Consider the following 14467-nt stretch of genomic DNA (forward strand, 5'->3'; position numbering starts at 1 on the left):
AAGTGTGCAGCGGTTTTTGGCTAAATATCGCGATAAAACAAAAACCTAGAGCATGATAGCGGTTCGATTTAAACGCATCATGCTCTAGCGGAACAAATCGCCCGTCTTCTCCGTTAAGCGACGAGTTTTTCCACGCTTGTCTTCACAGTCGCCGACGAAGAGGTCACGACTGCAAAGGCTTCCGTGATGCGCACGAGGCTTTCCTCAATCTCGTGAACCGCCGATACGGCCGATTGCATATTGCCCGAGATCTCGCCCGTGACGGCCTCCTGTTGCGCGATGGCGCTGGCGACATTGCCGACATTGGCAAGGACGTCGGTCATGGAGGTCGAAATGAATTCCAGCGCGGTGGCGACTTCAGCGCTCACGGCCTGGATCTTGTTGATCTCCTCGCCGATAGTCTTGGTCGAGGCCGCCGCCTGGTTGGCGAGATTCTTGACCTCCGAGGCCACGACGGCGAAACCCTTGCCGGCCTCACCCGCCCGGGCGGATTCGATCGTCGCGTTCAGCGCCAGCAGATTGATCTGCGAGGCGATGCCCTGGATGAAGGCCACGACATTGTTCATGGCGCCGGCGGATTCGGAAAGGTTGGCGGCGAAGCTGTTGGCGGTTTCCGTATGCTTGAAGACACCTTCGACGCTGGATTTGGCCGCCAGCATGTTGGAGCCGATGTCGCGCACACTGGCGCTCAGTTCCTCGGCGGCGGCGGCGACGGCACTGACGATCGAACTGGTCTCGGTCGAAGCGCTGGACGCACCCGACGCCATGTGGTTGGCCTCGTCCATCTGCGACAGGACGCCATTGAGCTGGCCGTCGATATCGCGGCTGATGCCGTCATTGTACAGGCGGCGATTGACCTTTTCAGTCACATCCGTAGCAAACTTGACTACCTTGATGACCGCGCCCGTGTCGTCGAAAATCGGGTTGTAGGAGGCCTGGATGTAAACCGGGCGGCCGCCCTTGGCTATGCGCCGGTATTCCGCCGCGCGGAATTCGCCCCGGCCGAGCGCTTCCCAGAACAGGCGGTACTCGGCGGACCGCGTGTACTCGTCATCGCAGAACAGGCTGTGGTGGCGGCCCTGGATTTCGTCGAGCCGGTATCCCATCGTCTCCAGGAAGTTGTCGTTGGCCGTCAGGATGTGCCCATCCGTCGAAAATTCGATCACGGCCTGGGCGCGGCCGATGGCCATGACCTTGCCGGCGTGGTCAAGACTCAGCGCCTTCTCTTCGGTGACGTCCGATGCCAGCTTTACGATACGGACGACCTTGCCCTTGCTGTCGACCACGGGGTTATAAGAGGCCTGGAGCCAGACAATTCGGCCGCCCTTGCCGATGCGCTTGAATTCGCCGGTACGGAACTTGCCGGCGGCCATGTCTTTCCAGAAGTCGCGATAAGCCTGCGTCGCCGCGTATTCCGGAGTGCAGAATATGCTGTGGTGTTGCCCGGTGATCTCACGCTCGGCATAGCCGACCGCGTCAAGGAAGTTGCTGTTGGCGCGGACGATCCGGCCTTCGGGAGTGAATTCGATAATCGCCTGGGACGACTCGAGCGCTTCCACGAAGCGATCGGATGCCGTAGATCTGGAAAAAAACATGATACGCCACACTCCCGGTTGTTGGATTCCAGCTTTGACAACGCAATTGCCCGGCACTGCAATCGTTAGCAAAACGACCTGTGCCGCCAGCCTTACCCATCTGTGCGTTTATGCACGTAATCAATAAAAATGCTTAATTGCTAAATATTCGTAATTCGGGTTGCGACTTTGAAAAAATAAGCGAGTCGCAAAGGCCCACATTCAGAAATCCAATTGGAACCCCGCAGCCTGTAAGCGATTCAAGTGCTTACAAGCCATAAGATGTCGGCGAATTCCGCCAATGTTAGACGGTGACCAGGCCCAGGGCGCCGTTCGTCTCTACGACATCGAAGCGCTGAACGGCGTTACTGGAAAAGTCCCGCGACGTGATGGTGCTGACGCCCATCCACTCGCCCGTCGCGCCTTCGGCGGTCAGGCGCAGACGCAGGAAGCCATTATGGCCATCATCAGCGGCGACAATCTCCGGGTTCTGCTTCGCCATGGTCGCCGCCAACTGCAGGTCAGGCAGCCAGCTGTCGAGATAGCGCGTCGGACTGGTGACCGAGGTCACGCCGAATTCGACGGCCGTCCGCTTGCCGGCTGCGTCGTTCAGTTCGTTGGCCCACGCCGTATGGCTGTCGCCGGAGACGACGATTGTGCGCGCACCCGCCGCCTTGATCAGGTCGTAGAGACGCTCGCGTTCGGCGGGATAGCCGTCCCAGGCGTCGAGATTGAGCGGCAGGGCGATGTCCTTGGTAAACAGGCCAGCCATGACGCCGACCCTGGTACGCAAGCCTTCCGGCAGGGCCGCCAGCAGGGCGGCAACTCGGTCCTGGCCCATCAATCCGATCAGGTCGGGGCCCGGCGCACGCGCCATGATCATCTGGCTGCCCAAAATCTGCCAGCGCACGCCGGCGGCCGTCGAGGCCTTCAGCGTATCGCCCAGCCACTGGCTCTGCGTCGCGCCCAGGAGTTCGCGCTTGGGATCGTTCAGCCTGGCGCGGAAGCCGGCATAGTCGGGCTTGCCGTCGATTATCCGGATATCTTCGAACTCGAGCTGCTTGGTGCGCGCCAGCAGACGTGTCTCCATCATGACCAGTTCGGCGACCTGGCCGAAGCGGAAGCTGCGGTAGATGGTTTCAGCCAGTTGGCCCGGGCCTGCATCGCGGATCGGCATCCACTCGCGATAGGCCCTGAGCGCCGCCGCCTTGCGCGCCCACCAATCGCCTTCGCCGGCATTGTGGTTCTGGGCGCCGTCGGTCCACGGATTGTTGGTGATTTCGTGGTCATCGAAGACGCAGATCCACGGTGCACGGGCGTGGGCCGCCTGGAGATCCGGATCGGCCTTGTATTGCGCATGACGCGTGCGGTAGTCGCTGAGGCTGACGATCTCATAGACCGGCTGCGGCGCCCGTCCAAGCGTCCGGCCATTGCCCATGCCGTAGTCGTCGGGAGCGGCGCCGTATTCGTAGATATAGTCGCCGAGGTGCACGACGGCGTCGAGGCGGTCCATGTCGGCAATGGCACCGTAGGCGTTGAAATAGCCGTTGGGATAGAGGGAGCACGAAGCGACAGCCAGCACGACGTCGGTCGCCTGTTCCGGCAGGGTGCGCGTCCGGCCTGTCGGCGAAGTCACGCCCTTGCAGGTAAAACGGTAGACATAGTCGGTGCCGGGCTTGAGGCCGGCAGCGTCGATTTTCACCGTGTAGTCGCGTTCAGCGTCCGTAGTGAAGCGGCCCTGCGCCACCGGCCTGGCGAAGCTGTCGTCGGTGGCGACCTGCCACATGACTTCGGTTGCCTTGGTAAGGCCGCTGACCCGTGTCCACAGGATGACGCGGTCGACCAGCGGATCACCCGAAGCCACCCCGTGATCGAAACGAATACCGGTGCTGGGCGCCGGCTTCGAGCCGCCGAATGCGGGAATAGCTGAGGTACTGCCCAGGGCAAACAGGGCGTGGCGGCGGCTGATAGGCATGGGCGGTCTCCCTTTTGGGGATAGCTGATGTCCTGGTTGCGCTTAATCCGCTTTGATGACAGGGATTTGACGAAGAAATTAAGAGACTGCGAAACGATTGCGCGCCGCGACCGCCGTGTCGGTAAAGTCACTGAACACGCCATCGACGCCCATGCCGAACAGGTCGAGATACTCCCGCGCCGTATCGCCCTTATAGTAGGCGTCCAGGCGATCGTTGCGCAGGGTCCAGGTGATAACCTTCAGGCCGGCGGCATGGGCGTTGGCGACGATCTCAGGCCGGCGGACCATATCCGTGCCCACGGGCGCCATCAGCCAGCGCTTCCACGACGCGACATAGTCGGCGTAAGTCCCGACCTCCTTAAGGCCCTCGGGCGTCAGCAGGTCGGCATAGGTACCGGCGCGCCCCGAAGCGGCCCAGTCAAACGGGCGGTCGTCCGGCGCCTTCAGGACGACATTGCCGATGGCGTCGATATCGCTGCCGCTGACCAGCTGCAGCAGGCGCACCGGCGTCGCTTTACGCAGGGCTTTCAGATTACCCTGTTCGAACGACTGGATAATGACTGGTGAGGAAGCCTTGTTCCAGCCGGCGCGGTCGAGCATCGCGACCAGCTTTTCCTCGATGCCCAGGCCGTTCATGCGGTGCAGAGTCGGTAACTTGATCTCCGGCGCGATGCCGATGACGCGGCCGGTATCGCGCGCCCGCGCCTGGGCCAGGTCGATGACCTCCGCAAGCGTGAGGATCTCATACTTGCCGTCCTCGGCGTGGCTGCGATCGGCGAAGACTTGCGTGGCGCGCAGCGTCTTGATTTCGGCCAGGGTGAAATCACTGACGAAGAAGTCCGTGATTTCGATCGCGCCCAGCTTCAGCGTGCGTTTGCGATCGGCGAATTCGGGGTGCTTCAGGATGTCGGTCGAATCGGTCAGGACCGGATCGTGGCGGACAACCAGCACGCCGTCCCTGGTCGACACCACGTCGGGCTCGATATAGTCCGCGCCCATCTTGATCGCCATTTCATAGGCCGGAAGCGTATGTTCGGGCAGATAGCCCGACGCGCCGCGGTGCGCGATGACCAGTGGCTTTTGCCGTTCGGCGGCGGTGGCATGTCCTGCAGAAAGGGTCAAGGCAGCGGCTCCGGTCGTCAGCAACTGGCGGCGGTTCATGATGGCGCTCCGGAAGAAAAAGCGCCAGCCTGCGACATTCCGCAGGCTGGCTTTCAGTTTACTGGGTTAGTGGAAATCTGTGACGCTTTTTTCGTCAACCTTAGCCAACCCTAGAAGGTCTTGCGCAGCGAGACGAACATCTGGCGCGGCGCGCCGGTCAGGATGGTCTGGCTGGTGCCGCCGGCGTCACTGTTGACGAAGCCGTTCGAACCGATGGTCGAGATGTACTGTTCGTCCGTCAGGTTGGTGACGTTGAACTGGACCGTCAGGCCCAGGTCGACGAAGCGGTAGCCGACCGACAGGTCAGCGATCGTGCTGCCTTCGACCAGGCCGCCGACGTTTTCATAGGTGTAATAGCGCTCACCCGTGAAGTTGGCCGACAGGGCGCCGAACACCTTGCCGTTGTCGTAGCTGAGTTCGCTCTTCAGCATGTTCTTCGGCGTGTTGACGACGGTCTTGTCTTTGGTGCGGGCCTTGATCGTGCCGTCGGCCGCGACGACGTCGTTGCGATACTTGGAGTCGTTGTAGCTATAGGCGCTGTAGATCTTCCATTCCGGCGTGATGCGGAAGGTGCCGGCCAGCTCGATGCCGGTCGTCTTGACGCCGCCGACGTTCGACAGCACCGGCGCGTTACCGATGATGCCGGCGCCCTGGGCGACCGCCAGGATGCGGTTGTCGAAGTCGACCGAGTACAGGGCGGCGACGCCCTGGAAGCGGTTGTTGCGGACGCGTAAGCCGCCTTCCAGCGTCTTGGAGGTTTCCGGCTTCAGGTTGTCACGGACGAAGTCGATGTTCGCCTGCGACTGCGAGCTGAACGGGCCCGAGGTGGCGGCCGAGACGTAGGCGTTCATGTTCTCGCTGTAAGAACCGAACAGCTCGTAGCCATTGCCGAGTTCATAGACGGCGCCGATCTGCGGCAGGAAGCTGTCTTCCGACTTCAGTTCGGCCGCAATATTGCCGCCGACCTTTTGCTTGACGGTGTTCTCGACGCTCAGCGCCTTGAAGCCGTAATTGACCTTCAGCGCTTCGCTGATCGTCCAGGTGTCCTGGACATAGGCTTGCGTAGTCTTGGTCGTGAAGGCGTATTCCCACTGGGTGCGGATCGGGTTTTCCTGGAAGCCCAGGCTGTCGCGCTTCGGCGCCGTCAGGTTTTCGGCGTAGAAGCGGCGGGCCTGGTTGAAGTCATTGTCTTCAACCCACAGTCCAGCCGACACCTGGTGAGCCCCCAGGTCGAAATTGATACCGCCGATGAAGCCGGTACGGTCGATGTCGTATTCCGTCGTGCGGATCGACAGCGGGGCATTGTCCTGGGTGGCGCCGGCGACGCCCCAGTTCGGCGACACTGTGTACGGCGTGACCCACAGGCCCTGGCCTTCGTTCTGGTGGTTATAGACGGTGCCCGAGACCGACACCATGTCCGACAGCGGCGTCTTGAAGCTCAGGGCCATCAGGGTGTCGTCGCGCACGCCGCCGCCATAGTAATAGGCGTCGTCAGGGTTTTCGACGCCGTAGGTGGCATACGGGTTCGTGCCCGTGCCACGCCAGTAGCCCGAGGCCGGGTCCAGCGTACCGGTCGGATTCAGTGTCGCGTGGTAATAGTTGGCCGGGTTGTTCAGCACCGAAGCGACGCCGATGGCCTTGGCGTAATCGGGCTGGAAGTTGTCCCAGTCATAGCCCAGGCGGTCGATCATGGCGAAGGACAGGTCCTGATAGTCCTGTTCGCGGCGTTCCGAATGGTTGACGAAGGCGGTCAGGTCGCCCTCACCCACGGGCAGCACCCACTTGGTGTCGGCCTGGAACTGCTTTTGCTCGCCGCCACCCTTCCACTTGTCGGTCTTCTGGTCGGCAACCGACACAAAGCCGCGCAGGCCGTTCAGGCTGTCGATCGCGCCGGTTTCAAAGCGGCCATAGGCGCGGTGCATGCTGTCCGAACCCATGGTGACGGCCAGTTCGCCGCCCATGATTTCCGACGGGTTGCGCGAAACGAACTTAAGCGTGCCGCCCAGGTTCGAAGAGGTCGCCGAATCGAGCGAGCCGGCGCCCTGCGCCATGTCGATACGGGCGATGTCTTCGTTGATGATGGCGCGCGAAACGTGCAGACCGTTGTAGTTGCCGTAGGACATGTCGCCCAGGGTCACGCCGTCCAGCGTGAAGCCCATCTGGTTCTGGTTGAAGCCGCGCACCGAGATGCGGGTCGACCATTCATAGGCGCCGAACGGGTCGGCCGACTGGAAGGTGACGCCCGGCAGCTTGTCCATGACCTTGAGCGGCGACGTGCCCGGCGCGACTTCGATCAGGTCGCTGGCGCGGACGGTCTGGGTCTGCCGGCTCTGGCCGTGGCCCAGGATGATGATTTCCGAAGCTTCCGCAGCGGCGGGCGCGGCTTCGGTGGCGGCGACTGTGGCGTCCTGAGCGGAGGCCGCGCCCGCATTGAGGAGGGCAAGCGCGGCAACGCTGGAAAGCAGTGCGAATTTCATGAAGGTATCCCCAGGGATCGGAGTGATCCATGGGACAAGCCAGCTAGCCGCACTTCATGACAAACGGCGCAACCTTTCCTGACGAAGCCGTGTCAGTTTCCGAAAGGATTAATGACGTGACTTTTGGGAAACAGGCATCCGGACACCCTCATCCGGCTGGCTAACCCCTTCTTTACCTCGGGCTGACTGTCCGGCGTCGATTCTTTAGCGCCGGCCGCGCAATTTGATCGGCGTCCCACCGGAGGAGTCCCTGACCATGGCTACGCGCCCCTACTGGACCGGCAATCTGCGCATGTCGCTGGTGTCCCTGAATGTCAGCATCTATTCGGCGATCAACCGCGCGCGCAGCCTGCCGCTGCATGAAATCGACCGCGACTCGGGCGAGCGCGTCCACCACATGAATGTCACCGAGGACGGCGATGAAGTCGACCGCGAGGATATCATCAAGGGTTATGAGGTCGAAAAAGGCCAATACGTCCTGATCGAGCCCGACGAGATCAAGGACCTCAAGATTCCGTCCAGCAAGACGCTCGACATCAAGCAGTTCGTCGGCATCGACGAGGTCGATGACGTCTATTTCGACAATCCCTACTTTGTCGCGCCTTCGAAAAGCGGCGACGAGCAGACCTTTTCCCTGATCCGCGATGCGCTGCGCTCGACAAAAAAAATGGCGATCGGGCAGTTGGCGATCGCCGGCCGCGAACGGCTGTGCGCCATCAAGGCTTTTGGCTCGGGCATGGTGCTGATGACCCTGCGCTATGAGGACGAAGTCCGCGACGAGGATCCGTATTTCGAGGATATCCGCACGGCGAAACATGATTCCGAGGAACTGGACCTGGCGCGCGAACTGATCACGCGCAAGACGGCCAAGTTCGATCCCGGCCAGTTCCACGACCATTATCGCGAAGCCTTGAAGGAACTGATCGAAGCCAAGATCGAAAACCGCGAACCGGTCGCCCTGGAAGAGGATATTCCGACGCCAAAGGTCGTCAACCTGATGGATGCCCTGCGCAAGAGCCTGGCCGAGGAAGAGCCCGCGCCACGAAAGGCGCCAGCCAAATCGAGCGAACGCAAACCGCGTAAAGCGGCGCCAAAAACCGCAATCAAGAAACCCGCAGCCAGGAAGAAGGCTGCGTCGCGCAAGAAAGCGAGCTAAGTCATGGCGGATCAGGCTGGACTGGCGAAATACAACGCCAAGCGCGATTTTTCGAAAACGGCCGAGCCCGAAGGCAAGGTCGCAAAGAAGGGCGGCCATCGCTACCTGATCCAGAAACACGCGGCCACGCGCCTGCACTACGATTTCCGACTGGAACTCGACGGCGTGCTGAAATCGTGGGCGGTGACGCGCGGCCCCAGTTTCAATCCGGCTGACAAAAGACTGGCGGTCCAGACTGAAGACCATCCGGTCGACTACGGCGATTTCGAAGGCACAATTCCCAAGGGCGAATATGGCGGCGGCACCGTCATGCTGTGGGACCAAGGCACCTGGGAGCCCGTCGGCGATCCGCACGAAGGCCTGGAAAAGGGCGATCTGAAGTTCCGCCTGCACGGTGAGCGCCTGACCGGCGAATGGGTGCTGGCGCGGATGCGCAGCCGGCCCGAGGACCGCGGCCGGTCGAACTGGCTGCTGATCAAGCACCGCGACGACATATCGAACGAAGATGACGCCGAGGCCTGGCTGGAGACCCAAGGCACGAGCATCGTCAGCGGCCGGTCGATGGAGGAGATCGCCGAGGGCGATAATGAGTGGCACTCCAACCGCGCTGAAAAGAAGACCAAGCCCAAGCCTGCCGGCTCAAAAAAAAAGCCCGCATCGCCAGACCCAAGTAGGGTTGGCCCGATTAGATCGGGGCACCTGACCTTTATCGAGCCGGAACTGGCGACCCTGGCCGATGCCATGCCGTCCGGTGGCAACTGGGTGCATGAGCTGAAGTTCGACGGTTATCGCGTCCAGGTGCTGATCGACGCGGACGGCGTCAGGCTGCTGACGCGCAAGGGGCTCGACTGGTCGCACCGCTTCCCGCCCCTGCCCCGCCTGTTCGACCGGCTGGACGTGTCGTCGGCTATTATCGATGGCGAAATCGTCGCCGCCAATCCCGACGGCAGCCACAGCTTCAAGACCCTGCAGGCGGTGCTGGGCGAAGAAAAGTCGGATGCGCCATTGCAGTATTACGCCTTCGACCTGTTGCATCTCAATGGCGAAGACCTGACGGGCCTGCCGCTAATTGAGCGCAAATCCCGCCTCCAGGCCCTGCTGCAAAGCCAGGACTTCGATGGCCGCATCATCTACAGCGAGCACTTCAGCGATCGCGACGAGGCCTTCCTTGACCAGGTGTGCGGGATCGGCATGGAGGGGCTGATTTCGAAGCGCGCCGACGCTCCCTATTCGCGCGGGCGCGGCAAGTCATGGCTCAAGACCAAGTGCCACAAGCGCCAGGAATTCGTCATCGGCGGCTTTACCGAACCAACCCACGCCCATCGCGGCATCGGCGCCCTCCTGCTGGGCTATTACGAGCAGGGCGAATTCATCTATGCCGGCAAGTGCGGTACCGGCTTTAATCTCGACGACTCGATGGACCTGCGCCGGCGGCTCGACAAGCTGGCCCTCGAACGATCAAAAACCGGCGCGTTCAAAGCCGTACCGCCCGAGGTCCGCCGCGAGGCACGCTACGTCACGCCGAAGCTGGTCTGCGAAATCGAATTCACCGAATGGACGCCGGATGGCCGCCTGCGCCACCCGTCTTTCCAGGGCCTGCGCGAAGACAAGCCCCCTGCGGAAATCGGCCGTGACAAACCCATCCACACTGAAACCGTTGAAAAACAACCTGTCGGGAAGCGCATCGTGACCACGAAAAAATCCAAGGGCGCCGACGTCGGCGGCATCACCATTACCCATCCGGACCGGATCGTCTATCCGGCGGACAATGTCACCAAGCAGGACGTGGCGGAGTACTATCACGCCGTCGCCAACCATATCCTGCCGCACATCGTCAACCGGCCGATCTCGATGATCCGTTGCCCGGAAGGCATCGGTGAACAGTGCTTCTTCCAGCGCCATTTAAGCCAGGGCCGGGTGCCGCACGTCCACGACACCGGCATAGAGGTCAACGGCCGCAACGAAGAATACGTCATGATCGACGATATTCACGGCCTGATCAGCCTGGCGCAGTGGGGCGTGATGGAAATTCACCCGTGGGGCTGCAAGGCCTATGAGCCCGACCTGCCTGACCGCATGATCTTCGACCTTGACCCCGATCCGGAAGCGACCTGGAAGGACGTCACCGATGGCGCCGCCGAAGTCCGCGCGCGCATGAAGGAGTTCGGGCTGAAGAGTTTCCTGAAGACCACCGGCGGCAAGGGGCTGCACGTGGTCGTGCCGATCAAGCCGAAGTTCCATTGGGACGCCATCAAGGCCTTTACCCGCGCCGTCGCCCAGTCGATGGCGCACGATAACCCGAAGCGCTACATCGCCACTGCGTCCAAAACGGCGCGCAAGGGCAAGGTGTTTGTCGATTACTTGCGCAACGACCATACAGCGACCGCGGTCGCGGCCTATTCGCTGCGCGCGCGGCCCGGCGCGCCGGTGGCCATGCCGGTCGAATGGGACGATCTTGGCGCCAGCCTGAAGCCGTCCGAGTTCAATATCCGCACGGCGGTCGATGTCCTGGGCAAACGCAAACACGATCCGTGGGAAGAGATATTCAAACTCCGCCAGGCCTTGCCGGCCAAGGTCCTCGAAGCGCTGAAAATTCCCGCGGAATAGACATCAAATCCTTTCTCCCCGCCTGCGGGGAGAAAGGAAGTATCGAAATTTGATCTGCGGTCCGGCATTAACCGTCACCTGGCTACGGGGCGCATATCAGGACAGTTTCATGACCCCGCTCGACTATCGCCAGCAGGCGGAATCCACCGCCGAAGACCACCGCCGCATCCAGGACGACCTCGAACAGCGCGAAAGCGGCAAGCCCAAAAGCGAAGGCGGCGCCCTGCAGGCCGGGGCCCGCAAATATCCCGAGCCGCCCCTGACGGGCCAGCACCTTGAAAAGCCCGGCATCGAAGCCGACCTGGCCATCAAACCCATGTACGACGCGCCCTATTACAAGGGTTCGGACAAGCTGCTGGACAAGGTGGCGCTGATCACTGGCGGCGATTCCGGCATCGGCCGCGCCGTGGCGGTGCTGTATGCCCGCGAAGGTGCGGACATCGCCATCGTTTACCTGAGCGAACATCAGGACGCTGAAGACACCAGGGCCGCCGTTGAGGCTGAGGGCCGCCGCTGCCTGCTCATTTCGGGCGATGTGTCGGACCGCGCCTTTGCCTATGCGGCAGTGCAGAAGACCGTCGACGAACTGGGCAAGCTCGATATCCTGGTGAATAACGCTGCCTTCCAACTGCATGTCCAGACCTTCGAGGACCTGACCGCCGAACACTTCGACAAGACGCTTAAGACCAACCTCTATGGCTATTTCAACATGGCCCAGGCGGCGGCGAAGCATATTCCGTATGGCGGTTCGATCATAAATACCGGCTCGGTCACCGGCATCCAGGGGTCAAAAGAGCTGCTCGACTATTCGATGACCAAAGGCGGCATCCACGCCTTTACTCGCTCATTGTCGGGGCATCTGCTGCCGAAGGGCATCCGCGTGAACTGTGTAGCGCCAGGACCGGTATGGACGCCTTTGAACCCCGCCGACAAGGAGGCGCCGCAGGTCGCACACTTCGGCGAGAAGGTGCCGATGAAGCGCCCGGCCCAGCCGGAGGAAATCGCCCCGGCCTATGTGTTTCTGGCCTCGCCGCAGACGGGAAGCTACATTACTGGCGAGATACTGCCGATCATTGGCGGGTATTAAGCAAGAAAGAGGCCCCACCACCACGCCCCTCCGGGGCGCGGTCCCCCTCCCCAAATCTATTGGATTTGGGGAGGCAGGAGAGAGACACGCCACAGCTCAGCATTAAGGAAAAGGAGATTGCCGAAACTTCTGCCTCCCCAAATCCAATAGATTTGGGGAGGGGGACCGCACGAGTGAGCGAAGCGAATGAGATGTGGTGGTGGGGGCCTCTTAAGCCGTCACCGCATCCGGCGCTTGCCTTCTGCGCATATCCGCCTTGCCAAGCGCGGCCGTCAGCGTCGCCCAATCGATCGGCTTGGTCAGGTGCAGATTAAAGCCCGCCTCCAATGCGCGCTTGCGGTCGGCATCGCGGCCATAGCCGGTCAGCGCCACGACATAGGTCTCGGCGATCTCATGGTCCTCGCGGATCTTCTGGATGACCTGATAGCCATCCATCCCCGGCAGGCCGATATCGCACAGGATCACGTCCGGCAGAAACGCGCGCGCCTTGCTCAGGCCTGTTTCGGCCTCGAAGGCGATGTCGATCTCGTGGCCGTCATGCCCCAGCAGCATGCGCGCGCTTTCGGCGGCATCGACATTGTCCTCGATCAGCAGGATGCGCAGCGGCTCGGCCACCGTATTCGCCGCCGGAGCCGGCGCCGTGGGTTCTTCCGCCGGCACGGCCAGAGGCAGGGTGATGCGGAACTCGGCGCCGCGATTAAGCCCCTCGCTGCGCGCCTCGACCGAGCCGCTATGAAGCGCGACCAGCCCCTTGACCAGCGCCAGCCCCAACCCCAGCCCGCCGCGCGAACGGTCGAGTCCCTGTTCGGCCTGGCGGAAGACATCGAACACCTGACCCAGCATGTTGGGCTCGATGCCGATGCCGGTGTCGGAAACGCTGACCCGCGCCGTGGCGCCATTCGCTTCGACCGACAGGGTGATGACGCCGTTGGCGTGGCTGAACTTGTTGGCGTTATGCAGCAGGTTGCCGACGACCTGGAGCAGGCGCGTGGGATCGCCTTCGACCCAGACCGCTTCTTCAGGCGTATGCACGCTGAGCGCGACACCGCTGGCATCGGTCAGGCTCTTATAGTCGGCCGCGGTCTGGCGAATGATCTGGTTAAGGTCGCAGCGTTCGGTGCGCAGCAGGATCTTGCCGTGCGCCAGGCGCGTCGCGTCGAGCAGGTCGTCGATCAGCCGGCCCATATGCTTGACCTGCCGGTCCATGGTGTCGCGGATCGCCGTGCCGCGCGGATCCCCCGGCGGCAGCATCTTCTGCAGTTGCAGACAGTTGACGATCGGCCCCAGCGGATTGCGCAGTTCGTGCGCCAGCATCCCAAGGAACTCGTCCTTGCGGCGATCGGCCTCCCGGATGCGCTCCATCAGCATGACGTTTTCCAGCGCCACGCCGGCGCGGTGGGCGACGTCGCTGGCCAGCGGACTGATCTCAGTCTGGGGGGTACGCGAACCCAGCACCAGCACGCCATGCGTTTCGCCCTGTACGGTCAGGGGCAGTATCTGGCCATAGGCCAGCTTGCCGCCCACGACGTCGCTGAACAAAAGCGGCCGGTTTTCGGTAATGGCGCGGTTGACCGAAGGTTCCAGCCGGTCGAGCACCGGCGGACTGGCGGTCATGCGGCCGTCGCTTTCGGCCCATTCGATGCGGTCCGGCTGGCCCTCGCGCTTGAACCAGACCAGCGCCGCATCGGCGATGTCAGGCACGGGCAGGCGCACCAGTGCGCGCATGAAGTCGCCCCGGCTCTGCGACCGCGACAGGCCTTCTGAGACGCGCGCCAGGAAGGCAAAACTCTGGGCGGCCTCTTCGGCCGCCTTGCGCCGCGCCCGTTCCTCGGCCTGCATCGCCGCCTGGCGGCGCATCTGCGACAGCTCGATGAAGACGCGCACCTTGGCGATCAGCACCTCGGGAATGACGGGCGTCGGCATGAAGTCCACCGCGCCCGAGGCATAGCCCTGGATGATGTTCATCTCGTCGTTGAAGGCGGTCAGGAAGATGATCGGCGTCGATGCCGACTTGCGCCGCTTGCGGATCAGGTTCGCCGTCTCGAAGCCGTTCATGGTCGGCATGTTGACGTCGAGCAGGATGACCGCGAAGTCGTGCTTGAGCACCAGTTTCAGCGCTTCTTCCCCCGAAGACGCGGTGATCATGGTCTGGCCGAGCTCTTCCAGGATGGACTTGTAGACCATCAGGTTGGCCGGCCGGTCATCCACCAGCAGGATGTACTCGCGCGGCGCCTCGTCCTCGACCGGAGCGGAATCGTTTGCGGGGGCGCTGGCTTTCGGTTTCCTCATAAAATTATTCTGTTCCAATGGGCGACCTAGTGTCGTGATTTCGAAGTTCGTACGATTTTGATATCGCCCTCCGAAACGAACTTCGAAATCGAGAACGACACTAGAATTTATGAGTGTCCTTTTGATTCTGAAATTCGCCTG

The 14467-nt window shown here is 62.0% G+C and carries 8 protein-coding genes; 3 read left to right on the forward strand and 5 right to left on the reverse strand.

The genetic code is table 11. The features are described from left to right. Positions 1-113: 113 nt before the first annotated feature. The 4 genes from J2X24_RS01450 to J2X24_RS01465 form a co-directional block, all read right to left on the reverse strand. Complete coding sequence (locus tag J2X24_RS01450) at positions 114-1595, reverse strand: methyl-accepting chemotaxis protein (RefSeq protein ID WP_209715519.1); 1482 nt, start codon at positions 1593-1595, stop codon at positions 114-116. A 283-nt stretch (positions 1596-1878) separates the two neighbouring features. Next, positions 1879-3549, reverse strand: a complete 1671-nt coding sequence (locus J2X24_RS01455) for an alkaline phosphatase D family protein (RefSeq protein WP_209715522.1) — start codon at positions 3547-3549, stop codon at positions 1879-1881. A gap of 78 nt (positions 3550-3627) precedes the next feature. After that, entirely contained in the window at positions 3628-4710 is a 1083-nt protein-coding gene (locus tag J2X24_RS01460; RefSeq protein WP_209715526.1) for a glycerophosphodiester phosphodiesterase family protein, read from the reverse strand. Positions 4711-4820: 110 nt separating this feature from the next. Continuing rightward, positions 4821-7187, reverse strand: coding sequence for a TonB-dependent receptor (locus J2X24_RS01465; RefSeq protein ID WP_209715529.1), 2367 nt, complete (start codon positions 7185-7187; stop codon positions 4821-4823). A 256-nt stretch (positions 7188-7443) separates the two neighbouring features. Between J2X24_RS01465 and ku the strand changes: the two genes are divergently transcribed. The 3 genes from ku (at position 7444) to J2X24_RS01480 (ending at position 12037) form a co-directional block, all read left to right on the forward strand. Further along, entirely contained in the window at positions 7444-8343 is a 900-nt protein-coding gene (gene ku / locus J2X24_RS01470; RefSeq protein ID WP_209715532.1) for a non-homologous end joining protein Ku, read from the forward strand. Positions 8344-8346: 3 nt separating this feature from the next. Beyond that, positions 8347-10950, forward strand: a complete 2604-nt coding sequence (gene ligD / locus J2X24_RS01475; protein WP_209715535.1) for a DNA ligase D — start codon at positions 8347-8349, stop codon at positions 10948-10950. Positions 10951-11059: 109 nt separating this feature from the next. Then, positions 11060-12037, forward strand: a complete 978-nt coding sequence (locus J2X24_RS01480; protein WP_209715537.1) for an SDR family oxidoreductase — start codon at positions 11060-11062, stop codon at positions 12035-12037. A 210-nt stretch (positions 12038-12247) separates the two neighbouring features. Here the strand turns inward: J2X24_RS01480 and J2X24_RS01485 are convergent, their stop codons facing one another. Next, complete coding sequence (locus J2X24_RS01485; protein ID WP_209715540.1) at positions 12248-14326, reverse strand: response regulator; 2079 nt, start codon at positions 14324-14326, stop codon at positions 12248-12250. Between the last annotated feature and the right edge of the window lie 141 nt (positions 14327-14467).

Source organism: Asticcacaulis solisilvae (assembly GCF_017875235.1).
GTDB classification, from domain to species: domain Bacteria; phylum Pseudomonadota; class Alphaproteobacteria; order Caulobacterales; family Caulobacteraceae; genus Asticcacaulis; species Asticcacaulis solisilvae_A.

Coding starts and splice junctions, on each gene's coding strand:
- J2X24_RS01485 (WP_209715540.1), bottom strand. CDS start 14,326: ATGAGGAAACCGAAAGCCAGCGCCCCCGCAAACGATTCCGCTCCGGTC.
- J2X24_RS01480 (WP_209715537.1), top strand. CDS start 11,060: ATGACCCCGCTCGACTATCGCCAGCAGGCGGAATCCACCGCCGAAGAC.
- J2X24_RS01465 (WP_209715529.1), bottom strand. CDS start 7,187: ATGAAATTCGCACTGCTTTCCAGCGTTGCCGCGCTTGCCCTCCTCAAT.
- ligD (WP_209715535.1), top strand. CDS start 8,347: ATGGCGGATCAGGCTGGACTGGCGAAATACAACGCCAAGCGCGATTTT.
- ku (WP_209715532.1), top strand. CDS start 7,444: ATGGCTACGCGCCCCTACTGGACCGGCAATCTGCGCATGTCGCTGGTG.
- J2X24_RS01455 (WP_209715522.1), bottom strand. CDS start 3,549: ATGCCTATCAGCCGCCGCCACGCCCTGTTTGCCCTGGGCAGTACCTCA.
- J2X24_RS01460 (WP_209715526.1), bottom strand. CDS start 4,710: ATGAACCGCCGCCAGTTGCTGACGACCGGAGCCGCTGCCTTGACCCTT.
- J2X24_RS01450 (WP_209715519.1), bottom strand. CDS start 1,595: ATGTTTTTTTCCAGATCTACGGCATCCGATCGCTTCGTGGAAGCGCTC.